Source organism: Streptomyces sp. YIM 121038 (assembly GCF_006088715.1).
Taxonomy (GTDB): domain Bacteria; phylum Actinomycetota; class Actinomycetes; order Streptomycetales; family Streptomycetaceae; genus Streptomyces.
In genome coordinates this window covers 826,069-848,626 of the sequence record NZ_CP030771.1, presented here as the reverse complement: position 1 = coordinate 848,626, position 22,558 = coordinate 826,069, and the positions used below count along the sequence as shown (strand labels likewise).

18 protein-coding genes are annotated in these 22,558 nt (G+C 74.7%); 12 read left to right on the top strand and 6 right to left on the bottom strand.

The features are described from left to right. Positions 1-149 precede the first annotated feature (149 nt). From bla to C9F11_RS03410, 4 genes are all read left to right on the top strand, one after another. Positions 150-1,112 carry a class A beta-lactamase gene (bla, locus tag C9F11_RS03425; protein WP_138957843.1) on the top strand — a complete coding sequence of 321 codons (963 nt, stop codon included), beginning with the start codon at positions 150-152 and terminating at the stop codon, positions 1,110-1,112. A 20-nt stretch (positions 1,113-1,132) separates the two neighbouring features. Beyond that, on the top strand, positions 1,133-2,779 hold the full coding sequence (locus tag C9F11_RS03420; protein WP_138957842.1) for a penicillin-binding transpeptidase domain-containing protein: 1,647 nt from the start codon (positions 1,133-1,135) through the stop codon (positions 2,777-2,779). Positions 2,780-2,881: 102 nt separating this feature from the next. Then, positions 2,882-3,820: an ATP-binding cassette domain-containing protein gene (locus C9F11_RS03415; protein WP_138957841.1), complete on the top strand. Its 939-nt coding sequence runs from the start codon at positions 2,882-2,884 to the stop codon at positions 3,818-3,820. Beyond that, entirely contained in the window at positions 3,817-4,578 is a 762-nt protein-coding gene (locus C9F11_RS03410) for an ABC transporter permease (protein WP_212767794.1), read from the top strand. The genes C9F11_RS03415 and C9F11_RS03410 overlap by 4 nt, the downstream gene beginning before the upstream one ends. Here the strand turns inward: C9F11_RS03410 and C9F11_RS03405 are convergent. From C9F11_RS03405 to C9F11_RS03390, 4 genes are all read right to left on the bottom strand, one after another. Beyond that, positions 4,562-7,777 carry a BTAD domain-containing putative transcriptional regulator gene (locus C9F11_RS03405; protein ID WP_138957840.1) on the bottom strand — a complete coding sequence of 1,072 codons (3,216 nt, stop codon included), beginning with the start codon at positions 7,775-7,777 and terminating at the stop codon, positions 4,562-4,564. The genes C9F11_RS03410 and C9F11_RS03405 overlap by 17 nt on opposite strands. A 62-nt stretch (positions 7,778-7,839) precedes the next feature. Beyond that, entirely contained in the window at positions 7,840-8,511 is a 672-nt protein-coding gene (locus tag C9F11_RS03400; protein ID WP_138957839.1) for a hypothetical protein, read from the bottom strand. Positions 8,512-8,585: 74 nt separating this feature from the next. After that, the gene (locus C9F11_RS03395) at positions 8,586-9,461 is read right to left on the bottom strand and encodes a fructosamine kinase family protein (protein WP_138957838.1); all 876 of its coding nucleotides are present in this window, start codon (positions 9,459-9,461) and stop codon (positions 8,586-8,588) included. After that, the gene (locus C9F11_RS03390; RefSeq protein WP_138957837.1) at positions 9,458-10,315 is read right to left on the bottom strand and encodes a LysR family transcriptional regulator; all 858 of its coding nucleotides are present in this window, start codon (positions 10,313-10,315) and stop codon (positions 9,458-9,460) included. Before C9F11_RS03390 ends, C9F11_RS03395 begins: the two co-directional genes overlap by 4 nt. A 69-nt stretch (positions 10,316-10,384) precedes the next feature. Between C9F11_RS03390 and C9F11_RS03385 the strand changes: the two genes are divergently transcribed. The 8 genes from C9F11_RS03385 (at position 10,385) to C9F11_RS03350 (ending at position 20,092) form a co-directional block, all read left to right on the top strand. After that, positions 10,385-11,281, top strand: coding sequence for an NAD(P)H-binding protein (locus C9F11_RS03385; protein WP_138957836.1), 897 nt, complete (start codon positions 10,385-10,387; stop codon positions 11,279-11,281). 231 nt (positions 11,282-11,512) lie between these two features. Further along, complete coding sequence (locus C9F11_RS03380; protein WP_138957835.1) at positions 11,513-12,775, top strand: hypothetical protein; 1,263 nt, start codon at positions 11,513-11,515, stop codon at positions 12,773-12,775. A gap of 212 nt (positions 12,776-12,987) precedes the next feature. Further along, the gene (locus C9F11_RS03375; protein ID WP_138957834.1) at positions 12,988-13,809 is read left to right on the top strand and encodes a 2,3-dihydro-2,3-dihydroxybenzoate dehydrogenase; all 822 of its coding nucleotides are present in this window, start codon (positions 12,988-12,990) and stop codon (positions 13,807-13,809) included. Positions 13,810-14,034: 225 nt separating this feature from the next. Further along, positions 14,035-15,216, top strand: coding sequence for an isochorismate synthase DhbC (dhbC, locus tag C9F11_RS03370; protein WP_138966005.1), 1,182 nt, complete (start codon positions 14,035-14,037; stop codon positions 15,214-15,216). After that, positions 15,213-16,871, top strand: coding sequence for a (2,3-dihydroxybenzoyl)adenylate synthase (locus C9F11_RS03365; protein WP_249401578.1), 1,659 nt, complete (start codon positions 15,213-15,215; stop codon positions 16,869-16,871). Before dhbC ends, C9F11_RS03365 begins: the two co-directional genes overlap by 4 nt. Positions 16,872-16,937: 66 nt before the next feature. Then, positions 16,938-17,591, top strand: coding sequence for an isochorismatase family protein (locus C9F11_RS03360; RefSeq protein WP_138957833.1), 654 nt, complete (start codon positions 16,938-16,940; stop codon positions 17,589-17,591). Between the two features lie 107 nt (positions 17,592-17,698). Beyond that, a complete protein-coding gene (locus tag C9F11_RS03355; RefSeq protein WP_138957832.1) occupies positions 17,699-18,667 on the top strand; it encodes a glycoside hydrolase family 19 protein in 969 nt (322 codons plus the stop codon). Positions 18,668-18,808: 141 nt separating this feature from the next. Then, positions 18,809-20,092: a glycosyltransferase gene (locus tag C9F11_RS03350; protein ID WP_138966001.1), complete on the top strand. Its 1,284-nt coding sequence runs from the start codon at positions 18,809-18,811 to the stop codon at positions 20,090-20,092. On the opposite strand, the gene C9F11_RS03345 is transcribed toward C9F11_RS03350, so the two are convergent. Both C9F11_RS03345 and C9F11_RS03340 read right to left on the bottom strand, forming a co-directional pair. Beyond that, positions 20,074-21,621, bottom strand: a complete 1,548-nt coding sequence (locus tag C9F11_RS03345; RefSeq protein WP_249401577.1) for an amidase family protein — start codon at positions 21,619-21,621, stop codon at positions 20,074-20,076. The two genes, C9F11_RS03350 and C9F11_RS03345, sit on opposite strands and share 19 nt — an antisense overlap. Beyond that, positions 21,578-22,333: an alpha/beta fold hydrolase gene (locus C9F11_RS03340; protein ID WP_138965996.1), complete on the bottom strand. Its 756-nt coding sequence runs from the start codon at positions 22,331-22,333 to the stop codon at positions 21,578-21,580. Before C9F11_RS03340 ends, C9F11_RS03345 begins: the two co-directional genes overlap by 44 nt. Positions 22,334-22,558 lie beyond the last annotated feature (225 nt).

The following is a 22,558-nucleotide window of genomic DNA, read 5'->3' as shown; positions in this document are numbered from 1 at the left end:
CAGATCGGCATGGAACCGCGCACAAGCGTATTGGACCGCATGGGAAGCCTCGGGCGAGGGTGGTCCCGGCACTGATCACCACACGCCGGAACGGGGCCGTGCCGCTCCGTTCCCCGTGCCCCGCGAGCGGGGCTCCTTGGAGGTTGACCATGCAGCACTCCCGCGTCCGGCGCGCCGCCCTCGGCGCCGTCACCGCCCTCGTCCTCGTGCCGCTCGTGGCCTGCGGCCAGGGCGACTCCCCGGCTTCGGCGGCCGAGCGGCCGACCGCGGACCGCGGCGAGAAGCCCGCGCAGCGGACCGAGAGGTCCGCGGCGCAGGCGGACACCGCGTCGTACGCCCGCGCGTTCAAGAAGCTGGAGCGCAAGTTCGACGCGCGGCTCGGCGTGTACGCCGTCGACACCGGCACCGGCCGCGAGGTGGCGTACCACGACGGACGCCGCTTCGCGTACAACTCCACCTTCAAGGCCCTGGCCGCCGGGGAGACGCTGCGCTCGTACGCGCCGGACAAGATGGACCAGGTGGTGAAGTACTCCAAGGACGACCTGGTCACCTACTCGCCCATCACCGAGAAGCACGTCGACACCGGCATGACCCTGCGCGCGCTGTGCGACGCGGCCGTCCGCTACAGCGACAACACCGCGGCCAACCTGCTCTTCGACAAGCTCGGCGGCCCCAAGGGCCTGGACGCCGCCCTGGAGCGGATCGGCGACGACGTGACCCGGATGGAGCGCGTCGAGCCCTTGCTGAGCCGGTGGGTGCCGGGCGAGAAGCGGGACACGAGCACGGCACGCGCCCTGGCGAAGGACCTGCGCGCGTACGTACTCGGCGACGTCCTCGCCGGGCCCGAGCGCGCCCAGCTCGCCACCTGGCTGAAGACCAACACCACCGGGGACCACGTCATCAAGGCCGGGGTCCCCAAGAACTGGGTGGTCGGCGACAAGACGGGAACCGGCAGCTACTACGGCGCCCGCAACGACATCGCCGTCGTGTGGCGCCCCGACGCCGCTCCCCTCGTCGTGGCGATCCTGTCGCACCGCGGCGACAAGGACGCCGCCCCCGACGACAAGCTGATCGCCGAGGCCGCGTCCGTGGTCGCCGACTCGATGGCGTAGCCGCCACCAGGGAGCCCTTGATGAACGACACCGAAGGCACCACCTACGGCCGCGGCGCCCCTGCCCGCAGGGCCCGCGGGACCCGCGCGGCCGTCGCGGCGGGCACGGCCGTCGCACTCGCCGCCGGTACGGCGTACGCGACCGACCTCGGGCCCTTCGCGCCGAAGTCGCCGAAGGCACCGAAGGCCGCGCCCGAGGCCACCGCGCAGGCGCGGGCGTTCCTGGCCGACTGGTCGGCGGGCCGCCTGGCGCGGGCGGCCCGGCTCACGTCGAGCCCCGGGCAGGCGGAGCGCGTGCTGCGCAACTTCACCACCGGCCTCGACATCGCCGAGCCCGAGCTGCGGGCGGGCGAGGCCACCGCCGACGAGGACGGCACCGTGACCGTGCCCTTCACCGCCACGATGCCCGTCACCGGCCTCGGGACCTGGACCTACCGCTCCCGACTCCCGCTGCGCGAGCGGGACGACGGCACCTGGGCCGTGGACTGGAAGCTGTCCGTCGTCCACCCGAAGCTGAGCGACACGCAGAAGTTCCGCCTGGAGCGCGAGGACACCGGCGCCGCCAGGGTCAACGACCGCAGGGGCGCGGCGCTCTCCGGCGACACCCACCCGTCCCTGGCGCCCGTCCTCGCCCAGCTGTCCGGCGCTGCCGGAGCCGGGCCCCGCGGCGCGATCCACCGCGTCGACCGCACCAGTGGCGAAGTCACCGGCACGGAGGCCACCTTCGGCGCGCGGCGCGCCCGCACCCCCACGAAGCCGGTCGCCACCACCCTCGACCCCGCCTGGCAGTCCGCCGCCGAACGGGCCCTCGCGGCCGGGGCCAAGGGCAAGGACGCCGCCCTCGTCGCCCTGCGGATCGACAACGGCGAGATCCTGGCCGTGGCCAACTCCCCGGCCACCGGCTTCAACCGCGCCCTGTCCGGCACCTACGCCCCGGGCTCCACCTTCAAGGTCGTCACCACGAGCGCGCTGCTCCTCAAGGGCGCCGTCGCGCCCGGCGACACCGTGGACTGCCCGCGCTACCTCACCGTCGGCAAGCAGTTCCACAACGTGGAGAAGTCCGAGCACCGCGGCGCCACCTTCCGGGAGGACTTCGCCGAGTCCTGCAACACGGCCTTCATCGGGCTGCGCGGCAAGCTCCCCGACGACGGCCTGGGCGACGTCGCGAAGCGGTACTTCGGCATCGGGCAGCGCTGGCGCACGGGCGTGCCGTCCTTCGACGGGGCCGTGCCCGCGCCCCGGGACGAGACGGAGAAGGCCGCTGCCATGATCGGGCAGGGCCGTGTCCTGGCGAACCCGCTGGTGATGGCGTCGGTGACGGCCACCGCCGCCTCCGGAACCTTCCGCCAGCCCACCCTCGTGCCGGGGCAGAAGGACACGACCAGGACGCGGGCCCTGCCCCGTGAGGTGACCGGCGCGCTGCGGTCCCTGATGCGGACGACCGTCACCGACGGCACCGCCCGCGGCCTCGCCGGGCTGTCCGGCGCGGTCGGTGCCAAGACCGGCACCGCCGAGGTCGCCGAGGGCACCCCGAACAACGGCTGGATGGTCGCCCACCGCGGCAACGTCGCCATCGCCGCCGTCGTCGAGAAGGGCCGCACGGGCGGTGCCTCCGCCGGGCCCGTCGTCAAGGAGGTGCTGTCGGCCGTCGACTCCGACCCCGCGTGACAGTCGTCGACTCCGCCCCCCGTGTCGGCCGTGTCAGCCGTGTCGGCCGCCGTGTCAGGGCAGTGACAGGGGCGTGTCAGGCCCGGCCGCGACGGTAGGGGCATGAAGAGTTCGGCAATCGCAGTCTCGGGGCTGCGCAAGACGTACGGCGACCGGGTCGTGCTCGACGGCATCGACTTCGACGTCGCCGAGGGATCGGTCTTCTCCATGCTCGGCCCGAACGGGGCGGGCAAGACCACGACGGTGAACGTCCTGGCGACGCTGGCCGAGCCCGACGCCGGGACGGTCCGCGTCGCCGGGCACGACGTGGCGGCCGCGACCAAGGAGGTGCGCGCGGCCATCGGCGTGACCGGACAGTTCGCCGCCGTCGACGAGCTGCTCACCGGCCGCGAGAACCTGCGGATGATGGCGGACCTGAAGCGCGTGCGCTCCGGCCGCCGGGTGGTCGGGGAGCTGCTCGACCGGTTCGACCTGGCGGAGTCGGCCGACAAGCTGGCCGCGACCTACTCCGGCGGCATGCGCAGGAAGCTGGACCTGGCGATGACGCTGGTCGGCAGCCCGCGGATCATCTTCCTCGACGAGCCGACGACGGGTCTCGACCCGCGCAGCAGGCGCACGATGTGGGGGATCGTCCGCGAGCTGGTGGCCGAGGGCACCACCCTCTTCCTCACCACCCAGTACCTGGAAGAGGCCGATCAGCTCGCCGACCGGATCGTCGTGCTCGACCAGGGCCGCCTGGTCGCCCAGGGCACCCCCGAGGAGCTCAAGCGCCAGGTCCCCGGCACCCACGTCCGGCTCCGCTTCGCCGACCGGTCCGGGCTCGACGCGGCGGCGCGGATCCTGGCCGGGGCCGCGCGGGACGAGCAGGAGCTGATCCTGCGGGTGCCGAGCGACGGCGAGTCGAAGTCGCTGCGGGCCCTGCTCGACCGGCTCGACCGGCACACCATCAACGCCCAGGAGTTCTCCGTGCACACGCCGGACCTCGACGATGTCTTCCTCGCCCTGACCGGGCGCCCGAGCACGGAGGCGACCGCCCAGTGAGTACTCTCCAGACGGCCCTGACCGATTCGACGATCATGCTGCGCCGCAATCTGAAGCACACCCTGCGCAACCCGCTCGTGCTCTTCAACGCGGTGCTGTTCCCCATCGTGATCATGCTGTTGTTCGTCAAGGTGTTCGGCGGCGCCTTCGCGGTCGGCGAGGACTACATCGACTACGCGACGCCGGGCATGCTCGTGATGGCCGTCAGCTACGGCCTCGGCTCCACCGCGGCCGCCGTCCACGACGACATGGCCAAGGGCATCATCAACCGCTTCAAGGCCATGGACGTCTCCCGCGGCGCCGTCCTCACCGGCCAGGTCGTCGTCACCACCGTGCGCTGCCTGGTGGCCAACGCGGCCATCGTCGGGGTGGCCTTCGCCATGGGGTTCGACCCGGCCGCGAGCGCCCTCGACTGGCTCGGCGTGCTCGGCCTCGTCGTCCTGCTCACCTTCGGGGCCAGCTGGCTCACCGTCGCCCTGGGCCTGGCAGCCAAGAGCGCGGAGTCGGCGGGGCTCGCCACCGTGCCGCTGATCATGCTGCCGTTCCTGAGCAGCGCGTTCGTCCCGGCGGACACGATGGGAGCGGGCGTGCGGCAGTTCGCCGAGTACCAGCCCTTCACCCCGATCATCGAGACGCTGCGCGGGCTCCTCGCGGGCGACCCGTCGACCGGCGACGCGCTCGCGGCCGTCGCCTGGTGCCTCGGCCTCGCCCTCGTCGGATACGTGTGGGCCCTCGCCACCTTCAAGAAGCGAGCGTGACCTCCACCAACCGGGACCAGCCGGTCCCCGCCCCCTCCAGGGCCGCCTCGGCGAACCGCGCGTCGCCGAGGCGGCTCCGCGCCGTCCGCTCGATCCGTACGACGTCCGGGTGGGAGCGGTCCGGCAGGCCCCGCACGTCCGCGGCCGCCGCGAGCAGGCGCGCCGCCTGCGCGTACTCGTCATGACGCAGCGCCAGGTCCGCGACCCCGACGAGCACCTGTGCGAGCAGCGGCGCGTGCCCCGACTCGGACGCCGCCGCGCAGGCCGTGGCGCGGTGCGCCCTCGCCTCGTCGAGGTCGTCGGTCAGATAGGCGAGCAGGTCGTGCGTCACCGCGCGGATGCTCGCCTGCTCCGCCTCCCGGCCGAGCACGGCCGTCACCGCGTCGAGGTGCTGCCGGGCCTCCTCGGCACGGCCGTCCCACCGGGCGAGTTCCGCCTTCGCGAGGGCCAGCAGGGCGAGCGCTCCCGGCCAGGTGACGCCCTCCGCGCACCGCTGTGCCTCGGCGAGGGCGGCGGCGCCCGCGGCCTCGTCGCCGAGCAGCCAGTAGAGCTGGGCCTGGCGCGACCGCAGCCGGATGACGTCCTCCCCGGCGCCGACCTCGGTGACGACCTCGACCGCCTCCTCGTAGTACGCGCACGCGGTGGTGAACTCGCCGCGCACGGCCATGCGTTCCGCGAGCTCGCTGAGGGCGAAGGAGATCCCGAACCGCTCGCCGAGCGCCCGGAACTCGGTGAGCGCCCGCTCCAGATACGCGTCCGCGTCCTGCCCCTTGTGGCCGAACACGACCCGGAACTTGCCCAGGTGCAGCCGGGCGAGGGCGCGCACCCAGGGGTCCTCGTCGGCGAGCAGCGCCTCCCAGGCGGGCAGGAACGCGTCGGGGGCCCGCAACAGGCGTTCCATCGGGGCGACGAGCCCGATCGCCGGGTGGCGCTGCCCACCGGCCGCGGCGCCGCGGCTGAACCGGTACGCCTGGTGGATCCACTCCGCGGCCAGGTGCTCGTCGCCGAGGCCGGAGGTCACGAACATCGAGCCCAGGGCGTACACCGTGGCCCGGTACGCGTCGGTGACCTCGCCGGGCGTCTCCGTGGCCGCGGTGATCAGCTCCAGGCCCTCGGTCTTGTGCCCGCTGAGCCACCAGTACCAGCCCGCGCCCGCCGCGAGCCGCATCGCCGCCTGTGCCTCGCCCGCCGCGAGCGCGCCGCGCATGGCCGCCCCGATGTCGTCGTGCTCGGCCCGCAGCACGGCGAGCCACTCCAACTGCTCGGCGCGGCGCAGATGCGGCTCCGCGGTCTCGGCGAGTTCGGTGCAGTAGGCCAGGTGGGCGCGGCGCGCCGACTCCGCCTCACCGGCCTCCGCGAGCCGGAATCCGGCGTACTCCTTGATGGTGCCGAGCATGCGGTAGCGCGGCGCGCCGTCGCCCCCGGCGCGCAGCAGCGACTTCTCGGTCAGCGAGGTGAGCAGCTCCAGGACCTGCTCCGGCGCGACGGAGCCGACACCGTCGGCGGCGGCGGTGTCGGCGGCGGTGTCGGGGTGGTCCGCGCAGACCCGTTCGGCCGCTTCCAGACTCGCCCCGCCCGCGAACACCGACAGTCTGCGCAGGACCGTCCGCTCGGCCTCGGTGAGCAGCTCCCAGCTCCAGTCGACCACCGCGCGCAGCGTCTTGTGCCGCGGAAGGGCGGTGCGGCTGCCGCTGGTCAGCAGGCGGAACCGGTCGTCGAGCCGGTGCGCGAGCTGCTCGACGGACAGGGTGCGAAGACGGGCCGCGGCCAGTTCGATCGCCAGCGGCATCCCGTCGAGGGCCCGGCACACGCGCACCATGGTCGCCAGCGTGGCGGCGTCGGCGGCGAGGTCCCGGCGCACGGCTCCGGCCCGGTCCCGCAGCAGCTGGACGGCGGGCGAGGACGCGATCGCGCCCGGGTCCGCGTCCGGCTGGGGCAGGGCCAGCGGTTCGACCGGCCACAGCGCCTCCCCGGTGATGCCGAGCGGTTCCCGGCTCGTCGCGAGGATCCGCAGCCGCCGGCACTCGCCGAGCAGCCGGTGGGCGAACACCGCCGCGGACTCGATCAGATGCTCGCAGTTGTCCAGGATCAGCAGCGCGTCCCGCTCGCGGATCGCGGCGACGAGCCGGTCCGTCGGCTCGGCGTTCGCGGCCTCGCCGAGCAGGGTGTCCCGCAGGTCGAGCGCGGCGAGCGTCGCCTGGGCCACGTCGCCCTCGGGGCCGATGGCGGCGAGCTCCACCAGCCAGGCCCCGTCCGGTACGTCGTCGAGCAGCGTGCGCGCGGTCTCCGTGGCCAGCCGCGTCTTGCCCGCGCCGCCCGGCCCGATCAGCGTGGTCAGCCGGTGCTCGGCGACGAGTTCGCGGACCGCGGCGACGTCGCCGCCCTTGCCGACGAAGGTGGTCAGCTCGGCGCGCAGATTGGTCCTGCGCCCCGCTTCCGCCCGCTCCCGCTTCCGCTCGTCGCGCCCCAGCTCGCCCCGCAACAGCGCGACGTGCAGCGCGGCGAGGTCCGGTGAGGGGTCGACGCCGAGCGCGTCGGCCAGGGCCTCCCGGGCGTGCTGGTACGCCTGAAGCGCCTCGCTGTCGCGACCGGCCGCGACCAGGGCGCGCATCAGCGCGGCGACGAGCCGTTCGCGCACCGGGTGCGCGGCGACCAGGTCGGTCAGCTCCGTGACCAGCTCCGCGCCGTGCCCGAGGGCGATCTCCGCGTCGACGCGCTCCTCCGTGGCGGTCAGGCGCAGCGCTTCGAGGCGGACGGCCGCGGCGGCGCACGCCTCGCTGTCCTGGAGGCCGACGTCCTGCAGGGCCGCACCGCGCCACAGGCCGAGGGCCTCGCGCAGCACCCGCACCCGCCGGGAGGCGTCCTCGGTGCGGGCCCGGCCCGCGCCGAGGAGGCGTTCGAACCGCACGGCGTCGACCGCGTCGGGCTCCACGCGCAGCCGATAGCCGTCGGGCTGCCCCTCGACCGCTCCGTCCGGCAGCAGCTTGCGCAGCCGGGACACCAGGCGTTGCAGGGCGTTCGTCGCGTCGGCGGGCGGGCGCTCGCCCCAGATCCAGTCGACGAGCGACGCCTTCGGGACCACCTGCCCCGGTGTGAGCGCGAGGGCGACGAGCAGCCCGCGCAACCGCGCGCCCGGCACGTCGGCCGAGACGCCGTCGTCCGTGCGAACCTCCAGTGGACCCAGCATCCCGATCTGCACCCGGTGATTTTGCCATGAGCACGGCCGGGTGATCCCTGCGGAGGGTGCGGGCCGACGGCCGTCTATCCCTGGTCGGGTCGTGACGCGGCGTCCCCGGGCCGAGCGGAACGGCGTTGGTCGTCGGCTTGGCGCGCGGAGGCGGCGACCTCCTGGTCCACCGCCTTCTGCTCGCGCACGTCACGGGCGTCCGCGCGGCGCAGTCTCGCCTCGCTGCGGTCCAGCCTCGCCTGGCTGGAGGCGATCAGGGTCTGGGCCCGCGCGATGTGTTCGTAGGACCGCTGCCGCTCGGCGGGCACCACCTGGCGCAGGGCGCGACCGTGCAGGTCCGCTCTCGCTTCGCGGGCGTCGAGACCGCGTTCGCGCGCGTCCGCTTTCGTTTCGCGCGCGTCTGCGGCGGCCTCGCGCGCGTCTGCGGCGGCCTCGCGCGCGTCTGCGGCGGCCTCGCGCGCGTCTGCGGCGGTCTCGCGCGCGTTGGCGATGAGGCCGCGTTCGTTCGCGACGCCATCGCGCGCGTCGGCGGCGTCTTCGCGGGTGTTCGCGGCGTCCTCGCGTGCGTCGGCGGCGTGGTCACGTGCCTCCGCGTCGGCGTCGCGGGTCTCGGCCGCGGCCTGTCTCGCATCGGCGGCGCGTTCCCGTTCGTCGACGGCCTCCTCACGCTCACGCAGGAGTAGTTCTCGCCGCTCGGACTCGCCTTCGGTCCGACGCGGCGGATCGGTCGACGCCCCAGTGTCCACGCCACCAGTATGGCGCGCCGGAGTCGGGGAGGGGAAGCGGAAGCCGCATCCCCTACGGCCGCCGCACGGGCCGCTCAGCGCGCCAGAACCGACCGGGCCGAGGCCAGGGCCCGCTCCGCGTACCCGCGGCCGAAGAGCACGGCGTGGACGAGCAGCGGGAAGAGCTGGTGCAGGCCGACGCGGTCCCGCCAGCCGTCGGCGAGCGGCGCCGCCCGCTGGTAGCCGTCGAGGATCCGCTCCAGGCACGGGCAGCCGAACAGGTCCAGCATCGCGAGGTCGGTCTCGCGGTGTCCGCCGTGGGCGGCCGGGTCGATCAGCCGGACGTGTCCGTCGGCGCCCCACAGGACGTTGCCGTTCCACAGGTCCCCGTGCAGCCGGGCGGGCGGTTCGGCGGGCCCGGCCAACTCCGGAAGGCGCGCGCAGACGCGCTCGACCACGGCGGCTTCGGCGGGCCGCACCGTACCGTCGTCGACGGTACGGCGCAGATAGGGCAGTACCCGGTGCGCGGCGTACCAGCTCGGCCAGTCGTCGCCGGGAACGTTGCGCATGGGGGCGAGCCCGATGTACGCGTCCTCAAGGCCGCCGGGCGGCGGTGCGCCGAAGGCGGGCGCTCCGGTGGCGTGCAGGGCGGCCAGGTCCCGGCCGAACCGCGCCGCCGCGTCGGCGCTCGCCGGGCCGGTCGGTACGCGGTCGATCACCAGCCACCCTCCTTCGCGCCCGTGCACGGCGGGCACGCGGACCGTCCCGGTGGCGGCGAGCCAGCGCAGGCCCGCCGCCTCGGCCCGCGCCGCGCCGGGCGCGTCGTCGCGCTTGACCACGACCACCCGCCCGCCGTCGAGGACGACTTCGGTGAGCGCGGCCGACAGCGGCCGCTCGGCGGTCGCCGCCAGTCCGGTGAGCCGGGCCGCCACGGCACCGGGGCCGTGGCCTGAGGCGGGGCGGGCGCTCATGGTGCTCCAGGGTGCTCGCGCGCGGGCCGGGGGACGTGCGCCGCCGCACGCTGCCGCAGCACCGTGGTGGCGACCTCCACGAAGTCGGCCACCGGCCCCTCGCAGCCGCCCTCCGGCACGGCGAGACACGTCTCGACCGGCGGGGCGTCCGTCACGGGCACGTGGACGAGGTCGGGCCGGGGATAGGACCGCGCGACGCTCAGCGGTACGAGGGCCACGCCGTGCCCGGCGGCGATGAGTTCGAACTTCTCCTCGACCGACGACGTACGCCGCCGCCGCGCGTCGAGGACCGGCTCGCCTTCGAGGTCCGCCGAGAGCAACTCCGCGCGCCGGGCGAGGCGATGCGTGACGGGCACGCAGGCGACCCGGGGCTCGCGCCCGACGGGCACGACGCGCAGCCCCGCCGTGTCGAACGGCCCGCGCAGATAGCCGACGTGGGCCCGGCCGTCCCGCAGCGGGGCGTCGCCCTCCCACCAGCGTGACGGGACGAGGTCGACCTCCAGGTCCGCGTGGCGCGCGGTGAACGCGACGATCGCCTCGGACACGTGCAGCCCGGGCGAGAAGGCGATGGCCAGGCGCCGGGCGCCCCGGTCGGCGTCCCGCACCCGCCGCAGCGCCGCCTCGACGGACGCGGTGAGCCCGCGCGCCTCCTCGTGGAGCTTCCGGCCCGCGGCGGTCAGCTCCACGCTGCGCGTCGTACGAACGAAGAGCGCGCAGCCCAACTCCCGCTCGAAGGCCCGGATCTGGCGGCTGAGGACGGGCTGGGCGATGTGGAGCCGCTCGGCGGCCCGGCCGAAGTGCCGCTGGTCCGCCACGGCGACGAAGTAGCGGAGCTTGCGCAAGTCAAGATCCATACCCTGAGCGTATCAATCGTCAACAGAAGGTATTGGACGGCGCGTTCGGCCGCGGCCGAGACTCGACGCATGATCGTCATCACCGCTCCGACGGGGAACATCGGCAACCAGGTCCTGCACACCCTCCTCGACGGGGCTCCCGCGCACGACGAGGCGCTCCGCGTCGTCGTACGGGACCCCGCCAAGCTCTCCGCCCCGCTGCGCGCACGCGTCGACGTCGTGCCCGGCTCGCACCGCGACCCGCAGGTCGTCGACCGGGCCTTCGCCGGTGCGGACGCGGTGCTGTGGATCGTCCCGCCGGACCCCGCGGCGCCGACCCTGGAGTCCGCGTACAGCGGGTTCACCCGTGCCGCCGCGCGGGCGTTCGCGGCCCACGGCGTGCGGCACGTGGTCGGCGTCTCGGCGCTCGGCGGCGGCACGCCCCTGGCCGGGCGCGCCGGACTGGTCACGGCGTCGCTGGCCATGGACGACCTCATCGCGAGCACGGGCGTGGCCTACCGGGCGCTCGCCTGCCCGTCGTTCATGGAGAACCTGCTGGGCGAGGTGGGCTCCCTGCGCGACGAGGGGGTGTTCACCGACACCTGTGCCGCCGACCGCAAGGCCCCCTTGGCCAGCACGCGGGACATCGCGGCGGCCGCCGCCCGCCTGCTGCTCGACCGGTCCTGGTCGGGCACCGGCGAGGTGCCGGTCCTCGGCCCGGAGGACCTCTCGCCGAACGACATGGCCCGCGTCATGTCCGAGACCCTCGGCCGGCCGGTTCGCTACGAACGCCGGTCGTACGACGCTCTCGCCGCCGAACTCACCGGCCACGGCCTCGGCGACGCGTTCGTCCAGGGCCTGATCGAGATGAAGCGCGCCAAGGAGGAGGGCCTCGACGACGGCGTGCCCCGGACCCCGGCGACCGCGAGCCCGACGGCCTTCCGCGCGTGGTGCGAACTGGTGCTGCGCCCGGCGATGGCCGGCTGAGGGCCCGCCCGCCGGCCGGACCCACGCGCCCCGCCGGGTGCGGGACCCCTCCCGAACCCCGCGCAGGACACTGCCACGGCGTACCCGGACGAGGAACGGAGCCCGGCGGCGGACGCCCGCCGGAGGGGGACAGGCGTCCGCCGCACGGCCCCGTCGCCCGCGTGCGCCGACCGACGACGTCGAGATGGGGCGGGCGGAGCGATGGCGGTTTCCCGGTTACGGACCGACGCGGTGACGAAGGGCAGCCTCGGCCCGGCCGTCATCGCTGAACTCAAGGCGCAGCTGTGGCCGGTCGACTGCCAGAGCTGCGGCCGCCCGCTGGGGCGGTGGACGGCGGCCGCTCTCGAGGTGGAGGCACGGGACGCGGTCGCCGCCGCCGCGCTGCACCATCCGCGCTGCCGCCGCCCCGCCTGGCAGGACCACCCGCCCGGCACGTCCGCCCAGCGGCCGCTGCTGTCCTGGCGGGCGGGCTGCGCCCTGCTGCCTCCGGGCGGCGTGCCGACCTTCGTCGTGAACCCGTCGTACGAGTGCGCGCTGCTGCGCCGGGCGCGGGACGGCGGCTGGCGCGTGGCCACGCTGGACCCCTTCGTGTCGCTGGGCCTCGCCCTGGACTTCCCGTCGAGGAGGCCGCCCGCGGTCCCGGCCCTGTCCGCCGTGCTCGACGGGGACCGGATCTCCGTCGACGTGCGGCACGGCGGCGGCGTCGTCCACGCCTGGCACGACGTCCCGATCGGGGCTGACGTCGCCGCCGCGGCACGGGAGTCGGGGGAGGTCCTGATCGCCGTGACGACGCTCCTCGACGTGAGCCGGCCCTTCCCGCTCGACGCGCTGCTGACGCTGCTCGGCGGGCGCAGGGTGGCGCTCGGCCCGGCTCGGCTGTCCTCCGTGGGCTCCTCCCTCCGCTCTTCCCGGACCGCCCAGGCGCTCACGGCCGAGGACTTCTCCGCGGACGTGCGCCGCAGTTCCTTCGCCCTCGCCTACGGTCTGATCAGCGTGTCCCGGCCGCCCCAGGAGGCCGTCGTGGCGGCCGCGTTGGCCCTGTGCGAGGGCGACGAGAGACCGGTGCGCGGGCTGCGCGGCCAGGCCAAGCTGACCGCGCTGTTCCTGGTGAGCCATCTGTACGCGCTCGGTTCGCGGGACGCCGGGCACGCGGTCCACCGGGGCGCCGGTGTCCACGTCATCGCGCCGGACGTCCACCGCGCCAAGGAGTACGCCGACTTCTTCGTCCCGCTCCTGGAGCGGACGAGGGCGATGACGGTCGCTCGCCTCGGCTCCGAGCCGCTGTCGCCGGAGGGCGGCGAGGCGTATCTGGCGGACATCGTCATCGGCACGGCCGAGGAGTTCGCCGCCGCCTGTGCCGCCTACCGCGACGCGGGTCCGGACTTCGCCCCGCACGCGGCCCGCGGCTATCTGGCCCTGCTCGTCGAGGGCGGCGGCGCCGCCCCGGGACCCGAGGCGTTCACGCGCGACTACCCCAGGCTGGCCCGTGTGTGAGCAGGGGCGGCGCGGTGGGCGGCCATGAACTTCCCCCGGACCAAGGGCCCTTCAGCGACCCTTCAGCGGAGACCTGGGGGAGCGACCTCGTATCGCGCCCGCCGCAAGTGAGGTTAGCCTTACCAAAGGAGTTCCCCGAATGTGCGCGCCTTGGGTGATCATTGCGACTGCATTAGGTTAGGCTTACCTAACCGATACGGGGGGAGTCGCCCATGCCTGACCACATACCCGGCGCCCGCGCCGCGCTCGCCGACAGAACCGCCCTGGTCACCGGGGCGGGACAGGGCATCGGCGCAGCGGTCGCCGAGGCGCTGGCCGCCGAGGGCGCCCAGGTGGTGGCCACCGACCGCGACGCCGGCGGCGTCAAGGAACTCGCCGCCGACTGGGCCGCCGACCCGGCCCGGTGGGGCGGGGGCGCGGGCACCATCACCGCCCAGGTCATGGACGTCACCGACGCCGCGTCCGTCGAGGCCGTGGTCGCCGCCACCGAGCGCGCGCACGGACCGCTCGACATCCTCGTCAACGTGGCCGGAATCCTCCGCCCCGGGCCCGCCGCCGAACTCACCGACGCCGACTGGGCGGACACCTTCGCCGTGAACACCAGCGGCGTCCTCCACACCGCACGCGCCGTCACGCCCCGCATGGCCGCGCGCGGCCGGGGCAGCGTCGTCACCGTCGGCTCCAACGCCGCCGGAGTGCCCCGCACCGGCATGGCCGCCTACGCCGCGTCCAAGGCCGCGGCCGCCATGTACACCAAGTGCCTCGGCCTGGAGCTCGCCCGCAGCGGCGTGCGGTGCAACGTCGTCGCCCCCGGCTCCACCGACACCGCCATGCAACGCGCCCTGTGGACCGACGAAAGCGCCCCCCGGCGGGTCATCGACGGCGACCCCGCCACCTACCGCACCGGCATCCCGCTCGGCCGCATCGCCGAGCCCCGGGACATCGCGGACGCCGTGGTCTTCCTCGTCTCCGACCGGGCGCGCCACATCACCATGCAGGAGCTCTACGTCGACGGCGGCGCCACCCTCCGCTGAGGCTCCACCGCCCACAACACCCCTTTGCCACACCCCTTTGCCACACCTCTTTTTTGCCGCACTTCTTTGCCGCACCCGCACCCGCACGCCCATCGCGTCCGTACGCCCGCACGCCCACGGACCGTGAGAGAAACGGAGACCCTCGTGTCGACGGCACCCGATGTCGCCCCGCACGCCCCGGCCCCGGCCGCCCCCACCAGGGCGGCGGACCAGGCCCGCCGGGCGGTGGAGGCCGACCCGGACCACCCCGCCGTGGGGGCCGCCACCGCGCTCCTCGCCGACTACGCGCCGGGCGCCCGCTTCCTCGGCAGCCCCACCCGGACCCTGCTCGGACAGGGCGTCCACAGCGAAGTGCCGCACGACGGAAGACCGTTGGCCGCGCGCGTCGCGCACACCCTGGCCGCCGCCCGGGAGGCGGGCGTCGACGCCCCGGTCGTCATCGGCGCCGTGCCCTTCGACCAGGACGCCCCGGCGGCGCTCGCCGTGCCCGCAGCCCTGCACAGCGCGCCGCCGCTGGCCGCCGACCCGCTCGTCGCCCTGCCCGCCCAGGCTCCGGCCGCCGCCGACTGGCGCATCCGGCAGGTGCCCGCGCCCGAGCACTACGGCAAGGCCGTCGCCACCGCCGTCGACCGCATGTGGCGGGGCGAGTTCAGCAAGGTGGTGCTCGCCCGCACCCTCGAACTCGACGCCCTCGACAGCGCGGAGCCGGTCGACGTCGCCGCGATGCTCCAGCGCCTCGCCCGCCGCGACCCCGGCGGCTACACCTTCGCCCTGCCCACCGGCCCCGAGCGCACCCTCATCGGCGCCAGCCCCGAACTCCTGGTGTCCCGGCGCGGCCGCCAGGTCGTCGCCAACCCGCTCGCCGGGTCCGTCCCGCGCAGCGAGGACCTGGCGGAGGACGTGCGCCGCGCGGCGGCCCTGCTGCGGTCCTCGAAGGACCTGCACGAGCACGCCGTCGTCGTCGACGCCGTGCACCAGGCGCTCGCCCCGTACTGCGCGGACCTGACGGTCCCGGCCGCGCCCACCCTGATCCGCACCGCCGCCATGTGGCACCTGTCGACGACCGTCACCGCCACCCTCGCGAGGCCGGAGACCTCCGCGCTCGAACTCGCCTGCGCCCTGCACCCCACCCCGGCCGTGTGCGGCACGCCGACCGCCACCGCCCGCGAGGTCATCCGCGAGAGCGAGCCCTTCGACCGCGGCTTCTTCACCGGCATGGTCGGCTGGGGCGACGCATCGGGTGACGGCGAGTGGGTCGTCACCATCCGCTGCGCGGAGGCCGAGCGGAACTCCCTGCGCCTGTACGCGGGCGCGGGCGTCGTCGCCGCGTCCGAGCCGGCGGCCGAGACCGCGGAGACCGCCGCGAAGTTCCGTACGTTCCTCGCCGCCGTGGGAGCCGAGCTGTGAGCACCGAAACGCCCCTGACCGCCCGGTCCCTGGCACCCGACTGGCCCGAGGAGTTCGCCGCCCGCTACCGCGCGGCGGGCTGGTGGCGCGGCGAGACCTTCGGGAGCATGCTGCGCGAGCGCGCCGCGGCCCACCCGGACCGGATCGCGATCGTCGACCCCGCCACCGACCGCCGCTGGACGTACGGCGAGCTCGACGCGCGCGCCGACCGGCTCGCCGCCGGAATGCTCGCCCGCGGCATCGCGCCCGGCGACCGCGTCGTCGTCCAGCTCCCCAACATCGCCGAGTTCTTCGAGGTCGTCTTCGCCCTCTTCCGGATCGGCGCGCTTCCGGTGTTCGCGCTGCCCGCGCACCGCGAGACGGAGATCGCCTACTTCTGCCGCTTCACCGAGGCCGCCGCCTACGTCATCGCCGCCGAGCACGGGGGCTACGACTACCGCGCCCTCGCCGCCACCGTCCGCGCCGAGGTGCCGACGCTGCGGCACGTGTGGGTCGCCCAGGGCGAACCGGGGCCGCTCACACCCCTGGACGACGTACGCGAGGACACCGGCGGCCCCGTGGACATGACCGGGCCCGCACCGCGCGACCTGGCCTTCCTCCAGCTGTCCGGCGGCAGCACCGGCGTGCCCAAGCTGATCCCGCGCACCCACGACGACTACCTCTACTCCCTGCGCGGCTCCAACGAACTGTGCGGCGTCGACGAGCACAGCGTCTATCTGTGCGTGCTCCCCGCCGCCCACAACTTCCCGCTGTCCTCGCCCGGAACGCTCGGCGCGCTGTACGCCGGAGCCCGTGTCGTCCTCAGCCCGCGCCCCGACCCCGAGACCGCCTTCTCGCTCATCGCGGCCGAAGGCGTCACCCTCACCGGGCTCGTGCCGCCGCTCGCCCTGCTGTGGACCCAGGCGGCCGCCACCACCGCCCACGACCTGAGCAGCCTCGACGTCCTCCTCGTGGGCGGCGCCAAGTTCAGCGAGGAGGCCGCCCGGCGGGTCCGCCCGGCCCTCGGCTGCACGCTCCAGCAGGTCTTCGGCATGGCCGAGGGCCTGGTCAACTACACCCGCCTGGACGACCCCGAGGAGGTGATCGTCACCACCCAGGGCAGGCCGATCTCCCCCGACGACGAGATACGCGTCGTCGACGACGAGGACAACGACCTGCCGCCCGGCGCCACCGGACACCTCCTGACCCGCGGCCCGTACACCATCCGCGGCTACTGGAACGCCCCCGAGCACAACGCCCGCTCCTTCACCGCCGACGGCTTCTACCGCACCGGGGACATCGTCCGTCTCACCGACACCGGCCACCTCGTCGTCGAGGGCCGCGCCAAGGACCAGATCAACCGCGGCGGCGAGAAGATCGCGGCCGAGGAGGTCGAGAACCACCTCCTGGCGCACCCCGCCGTCCACGACGCCAACGTCGTCGGCGAACCCGACCCCTACCTCGGCGAGCGCACCTGCGCCTATGTGATCCTGCGCCCCGGAGCGGAGCCGCTGAAGCCCGTCGCCGTGAAGCGCTTCGTGCGCGAGCGGGGCCTCGCCGCGTACAAGGTCCCCGACCGAGTCGAGTTCGTGACCGCCTTCCCGCACACCGGCGTCGGCAAGATCTCCAAGAAGGACCTCAGGGCGGCCGCCGCCGAACGGCCCGCCGCGCCCTGACGGGGTCTGCCCCCTCGCCACCCGACCCACCGATTCGCACCCCACCCGGACGGAACGCACCGCACCATGGCCCTGCCCCGCATCACCCCCTATCCCATGCCCGCCGCCGCGGACCTGCCCGCCAACCGCGTCGACTGGACGGTCGACCCGGCCCGCGCCGTGCTCCTCGTGCACGACCTGCAGAACTACTTCCTGTCCGCGTACGACGCCGAGGCCGCGCCGGTCCCCGAACTGCTGCGCAACGTGGGCGTCTTGAAGGAGCGCGCGGCCGCCGTCGGCGTCCCGGTGGTCTACACCGCGCAGCCCGGCGGCCAGACCCCCGCCGAACGCGGCCTCCAGCAGGACTTCTGGGGGCCGGGCCTGCCCGACGACCCGCAGGCCGCCGCCATCGCCGGGCCCGTCGCCCCGGGCCCGGGCGACCAGGTCCTCACGAAGTGGAAGTACAGCGGGTTCGTCCGTACGTCCCTGGCCGACGACCTCCGCGCCCAGGGCCGCGACCAGTTGGTGATCGTCGGCGTGTACGCCCACATCGGCGTCCTGATGACGGCGTGCGACGCCTGGATGCGCGACATCCAGGCCTTCGTGGTGGCCGACGCCGTGGCCGACTTCTCCGCCGACGACCACGCGATGGCCCTGCGCTGGGCCGCGGGCCGCTGCGCCGTGGTCACCACCACCGACGGGGTCCTGGCCGCGAACCAAGGCTTCCCCAAGGGGAGTTAAAGGAATTCCCACTGGTCTGCACCTTGACTGGTATAGACCAAGCCGGGTTGACTGCGCCCCAGTCCGTCTCGACCCCCCAGCGTGGCTCGCTGCCGCATCGAGGAGTGATGAGATTGAACGAGCGCAAGCCGAAGAGAGGCGTCGCCGCCCGGGTCCGCGAACGCGTGCGACGGCTGCGGCCGTTGCTCGCGGCGTCGGCCGCCACCGGCGTCGCGGCCCTCCTGGCCACCCTGATCCCCACGTCGTCGGCGTCGGCCGCCCCGGCCGCGGCACCCGCCTGCGCCGGCGCGTGGGACTCCGGCGCCGTCTACACCAACGGCTCCACCGTGTCGCACGGGCAGCGCAACTGGCAGGCCAAGTGGTGGACCAAGGGCGAGACCCCCGGTACCACCGGCGAGTGGGGAGTCTGGGTGGACAAGGGGGAGTGCGGCACCGGGGGCGGGAACCCCGACCCGAGCGGCTTCATCGTGAGCCAGGCCCAGTTCGACCGGATGTTCCCGAACAGGAAGCCCTTCTACACCTACCAGGGCCTGGTCGACGCGCTGAAGGCCTACCCGGAGTTCACCAGGACGGGCAGCGACACCGTGCGCAAGCGGGAGGCCGCGGCCTTCCTCGCCAACGTCAGCCACGAGACCGGCGGGCTCGTCCACGTCGTCGAGCAGAACCAGGCCAACTACCCGCACTACTGCGACAAGACCCAGCCCTACGGCTGCCCCGCGGGCAACGACGCCTACTACGGCCGCGGCCCCATCCAGCTCAGCTGGAACTTCAACTACAAGGCCGCGGGCGACGCGCTCGGCATCGACCTGCTGAACAACCCGTGGCTGGTCGAGCGGGATCCGGCCGTCGCCTGGCAGACCGGCCTGTGGTACTGGAACACCCAGAAGGGCCCGGGCACCGTGACGGGCCACCAGGCCATCGTCGACGGCCACGGCTTCGGCGAGTCGATCCGCAGCATCAACGGCACCCTGGAGTGCAACGGCGGCAACCCCGCCCAGGTCCAGAGCCGCATCAACCGCTACAAGGAGTTCGTCCAGGTCCTCGGCACCACCCCCGGCGACAACCTGAGCTGCTGACCCCCACCCGAGCCGCCGGGCCCCGCCAGGAGGGGGCGCGGCGGTTCGGGCGCGCGCCGGCACCTTTCCGTCGTTCTCCGCGCGTTCGCCTCGGGAACGGGCCGCCGTGCACCCATACTGTCCGCCGTGCGGGTTGCGATGATGACAGCGGGCTCCCGGGGCGACGTCGCCCCGTTCACCGGACTCGGCGCCGGACTCGTCCGGGCCGGACACGACGTGACCTTGGTGACGCACGCCATGTTCGAGCCCCTGGTCCAGGGCTCCGGCGTCCGCTTCCACCCGCTCCCCGTCGACCCGCGGGCGGAGCTGCACTCCGAGCGCGGCCAGGGCCTGCACCGCAGCGGCACCGGCGCGGGCAAGCTGCTGCGGGCCATGGCGATGGGCAGAGCCGTCGTGGGGCAGTTCACCGACAGCCTCATCGAGGTCGCGAAGGACAGCGACGTCCTGATCCTGGGCGGAGTCGTGGCCCCCCTCGGCTGCGCCGTCGCCGAGGGCCTGAAGCTGCCGAGCGTCGGCGTCAACCTCCAGCCCATGCACGCCACCCGCGCCTTCGCGCCCCCGCTGGCCACCGCGCGCTCGCTAGGTCCGGCGGGCAACCGCCTGGCCGGGCACGCGGTCACCGCCCTCATCGAGCAGATCTTCACCCGGGCCGCCCGCGAGGCGCGCCGCCGCCTGCGGCTGCCGCCGCTCGGCGTCGCGGCCGCGCGCCGCGCCCGCGAACGGCAGAACTGGCCGGTCCTGTACGGCTTCAGCCCCCGGGTCGTGCCCCGGCCCGCGGACTGGCGTCCCGGCCTGGACGTCGTCGGCTACTGGTGGCCGCACGACCTCCGGGACCGACTGCCCGCGGACCTCGAGGACTTCCTGGCCGCGGGCGCCGCCCCGGTCTACGTCGGGCTCGGCAGCGCCACCGTCCCCGCCCCCGCCCGCCTCTGCGGCCAGGTCGTCGGCGCCCTGCGCGCGGCGGGCCTGCGCGGCGTGATCCAGCGTGGCTGGGCGGGCCTGTCCGCCACCGGTGACGACATGCTCACCATCGACGACGTCCCGCACCGTCTGCTCTTCCCGCGCACCGCGGCCGTCGTGCACCACTGCGGCGCGGGCACCACCGCCGCGGGCCTGCGCGCGGGCGTTCCCGCCGTGCCCGTGCCCATTCAGTTCGACGAGATGTTCTGGGCCGACCGCCTCACCGCCCTGGGCGCGGCCCCGTACCCGCTGCCCCTGCGCCGGCTGACCACCGAGCGCCTCACCCACGCGCTGATCCGGGCGACGAGCGACCCCCGCCACCGGGAGCGTGCCCAGCTGGTGGCGGGCCACCTCGCCACCGAGGACGCCGTCGCCCCCGTACAGGCCCTGTTGCGGCGCATCGAGAGCGGGGACCGCGGCGTACGCCTGCCGGAGCGCACGTGCGCTCAGCCGACGGAGACCTGAGGGGTGCGGTCCCGCCACGGAACGGCCTGCTCCAGCTGCGCGGCCACCTGGAGCAGCAGGTCCTCGCGGCCGTGCGCGGCCACCAGCTGCACGCCGATGGGCAGGCCCTCGCGGCTCTGGCCGAGCGGCAGGCTGATCGCCGGGTTGCCCGACACGTTGAACGTGGCGGTGAACGGCCCGTACGTGAACAGGCGGTGCAGCCACGAGCGTGCCGAGTGCCCCTCGTGGTCGTAGTCGAGGGTCCCGTGCGGCGCGGGCAGCCGGCCGAGGGTGGGCGTCAGGAGCAGGTCGTGCTCCTGGAAGAAGCGGCCGACCGCCCGCGTCACCACGTTCTGCGCCTCGGTCGCGGCCATCACGTCGAGCAGCGTGAAGTCCTCGGTCTCGGTGAGCACGCGCCGCGACACCGCCTCCAGCTTCGCCGGGTCGGGCCTGCGGGGCGCGCCGCGCAGCACCGCGCCGCCGGTGGTGACCACCGTCAGCATCGCGGCCTCGACGACGGCGCCGCCGTCGACGTCGGGACCGGCCTCGGTCACCGTGTGGCCGATCCACTCCAGGACCTGGCCCGCGGTGACCGCCGCGTCGGCGACCTGGGGGTCGACGGTGCCGCCCGTCCACGGCACGGTGGTCAGGGCGATCCGCAGGCGCCCAGGGTCCGTGCGGATCGCCTCGGCGTACGGCCGCGTCGGCGGCGGCGCCTGGTACTTGTCGCCGACGGCGGGCGCGCAGACGGCGTCCAGGAGATGGGCGGTGTCCCGCACGGTGCGCGTGACCGCGAACTCCACCAGCTGCCCGAAGGCGATCTCGCCGCTGGTCGGCCCGCACGGCGTGCGCCCCAGGCCGGGCTTGAGCCCGACGAGGCCGCACGAGGACGCGGGGACGCGGATGGAGCCGCCCGCGTCGTTCGCGTGCGCCAACGGCACGGCGCCCGCCGCGACCAGGGCGGCCGCCCCGCCGCTGGACCCGCCCACGCCCCGCTTCGGGTTCCAGGGGTTGCGCGTCGGGCCGTAGCGCACCGACTCGGTGGCGAAGCTCAGGCCGAACTCGGGCGCGGTGCTCTGCCCGAGCGCCACCAGACCCGCGGCGCGGAACCGGGCCATCAGGTCGTGGTCGACCAGGGCGTACGCGCCCTTGATGGAGCGGCTGCCGAGGGTGAACGGCACGCCCTGCGCGAAGGGCCCGCTGTCCTTGATGACGAACGGCACCCCGCCGAAGGGGCCCTCGGGCTCATGGGCGAGGGACGGGTCGAACAGCGGCTGCGTCAGCGCGTTCAGCTCGCCGTCGGCCTGTTCGAGGGCGCGCCGCGCGCAGGCCTCGACCTCGGCCGCGCTCACCTCGCGCGTCCGGATCAGCTCACGGAGGCCCACCGCGTCGAAGGACGCGTACTCGTCGAGCTCCAGCGCTCCCAGCTCCTCGTTCTGCCCGTTGCGGTCGTGTGTGTCGTGTGCGCTTGTGTCTGTGCCGTGTGCGCTCGCGTACGCGGCAGGCTCAGCGGCCCGGAGCCGTGGCGCCGAGGTGCTCGGTGAGCTCACGGGCGACGGACTCGGTGTGCTCGCCCAGGAAGAAGTGTCCGCCGGTGAAGACGCGCAGCCGGAACGGCGCCACGGTGTGCTGCGCCCAGGCCCGGGCCTCGGCGACGTCCACCAGCGGGTCGCTGTCGCCGGTCAGCGTGACGACCGGGCAGTTCAGGGGCGGCCCCGGCCGGTAGCGGTAGGTCTCGATGGCGCGGTAGTCGCCGCGCATGGCGGGCAGGACCATCCGCAGGACCGCCTCGTCGGCGAGCAGCTCCGCGTCGGTGCCGCTCAGCCGTCGCAGCTCCTCGACGAGCCCCTGGTCGTCGCGCAGGTGCACCCGCTCGTCGCGGTGGCGCGACGGCGCCCGGCGCCCGGACGCGAAGAGGCCGCGCAGGATGACACCGCTTTCCTCCAGGCGCCGGGCCACCTCGAAGGCGACCGTGGCGCCCATGCTGTGCCCGAAGAACGTCAGCGGCCGGTCCGTCCAGGGCGTGAGCTCAGCGGCCAGACGGTCAGCGAGGGTTGATATGTCCGTGATGCACGGTTCCTGGAGGCGGTCCTGTCGGCCGGGGTACTGCACGGCCAGCACGTCCGCCGCCTCGCCGAGCGCGGCGGAGAGCGGGAAGTAGTACGTCGCCGAGCCGCCCGCGTGCGGGAAACAGACGAGGCGGGCGCCCGCCTCCGGTGCCGGATGGAACCGCCGGACCCAGGCGCTGCCGGTCGATGCCACCACGGTGCCTCTTCTCCGCTTCGTGCCGGTGGTGCAGGTCAGCCGGGTGGTACCCGGTCCTGCGGGTGGTGCTCGCGCGGGAGTGGTGCGCGGGCGAGGGCTACCTTAAGCTCCCCGCGCCCCCGACGTGACACTGGAGGGGGGCCGGGCACGCTGAGGTATATTTCGAGCCACTGCGGCGACCGGCCCGTGACTCCGTCCCCGCAGCTCGTACCCCCTCCATCC

Excerpts from the sequence above, each read along its gene's own strand:
- bla (WP_138957843.1), top strand. The coding sequence starts at position 150 with ATGCAGCACTCCCGCGTCCGGCGCGCCGCCCTCGGCGCCGTCACCGCC.
- C9F11_RS03420 (WP_138957842.1), top strand. The coding sequence starts at position 1,133 with ATGAACGACACCGAAGGCACCACCTACGGCCGCGGCGCCCCTGCCCGC.
- C9F11_RS03415 (WP_138957841.1), top strand. The coding sequence starts at position 2,882 with ATGAAGAGTTCGGCAATCGCAGTCTCGGGGCTGCGCAAGACGTACGGC.
- C9F11_RS03395 (WP_138957838.1), bottom strand. The coding sequence starts at position 9,461 with ATGAGCGCCCGCCCCGCCTCAGGCCACGGCCCCGGTGCCGTGGCGGCC.
- C9F11_RS03390 (WP_138957837.1), bottom strand. The coding sequence starts at position 10,315 with ATGGATCTTGACTTGCGCAAGCTCCGCTACTTCGTCGCCGTGGCGGAC.
- C9F11_RS03385 (WP_138957836.1), top strand. The coding sequence starts at position 10,385 with ATGATCGTCATCACCGCTCCGACGGGGAACATCGGCAACCAGGTCCTG.
- C9F11_RS03375 (WP_138957834.1), top strand. The coding sequence starts at position 12,988 with ATGCCTGACCACATACCCGGCGCCCGCGCCGCGCTCGCCGACAGAACC.
- C9F11_RS03360 (WP_138957833.1), top strand. The coding sequence starts at position 16,938 with ATGGCCCTGCCCCGCATCACCCCCTATCCCATGCCCGCCGCCGCGGAC.
- C9F11_RS03355 (WP_138957832.1), top strand. The coding sequence starts at position 17,699 with ATGAGATTGAACGAGCGCAAGCCGAAGAGAGGCGTCGCCGCCCGGGTC.
- C9F11_RS03350 (WP_138966001.1), top strand. The coding sequence starts at position 18,809 with ATGACAGCGGGCTCCCGGGGCGACGTCGCCCCGTTCACCGGACTCGGC.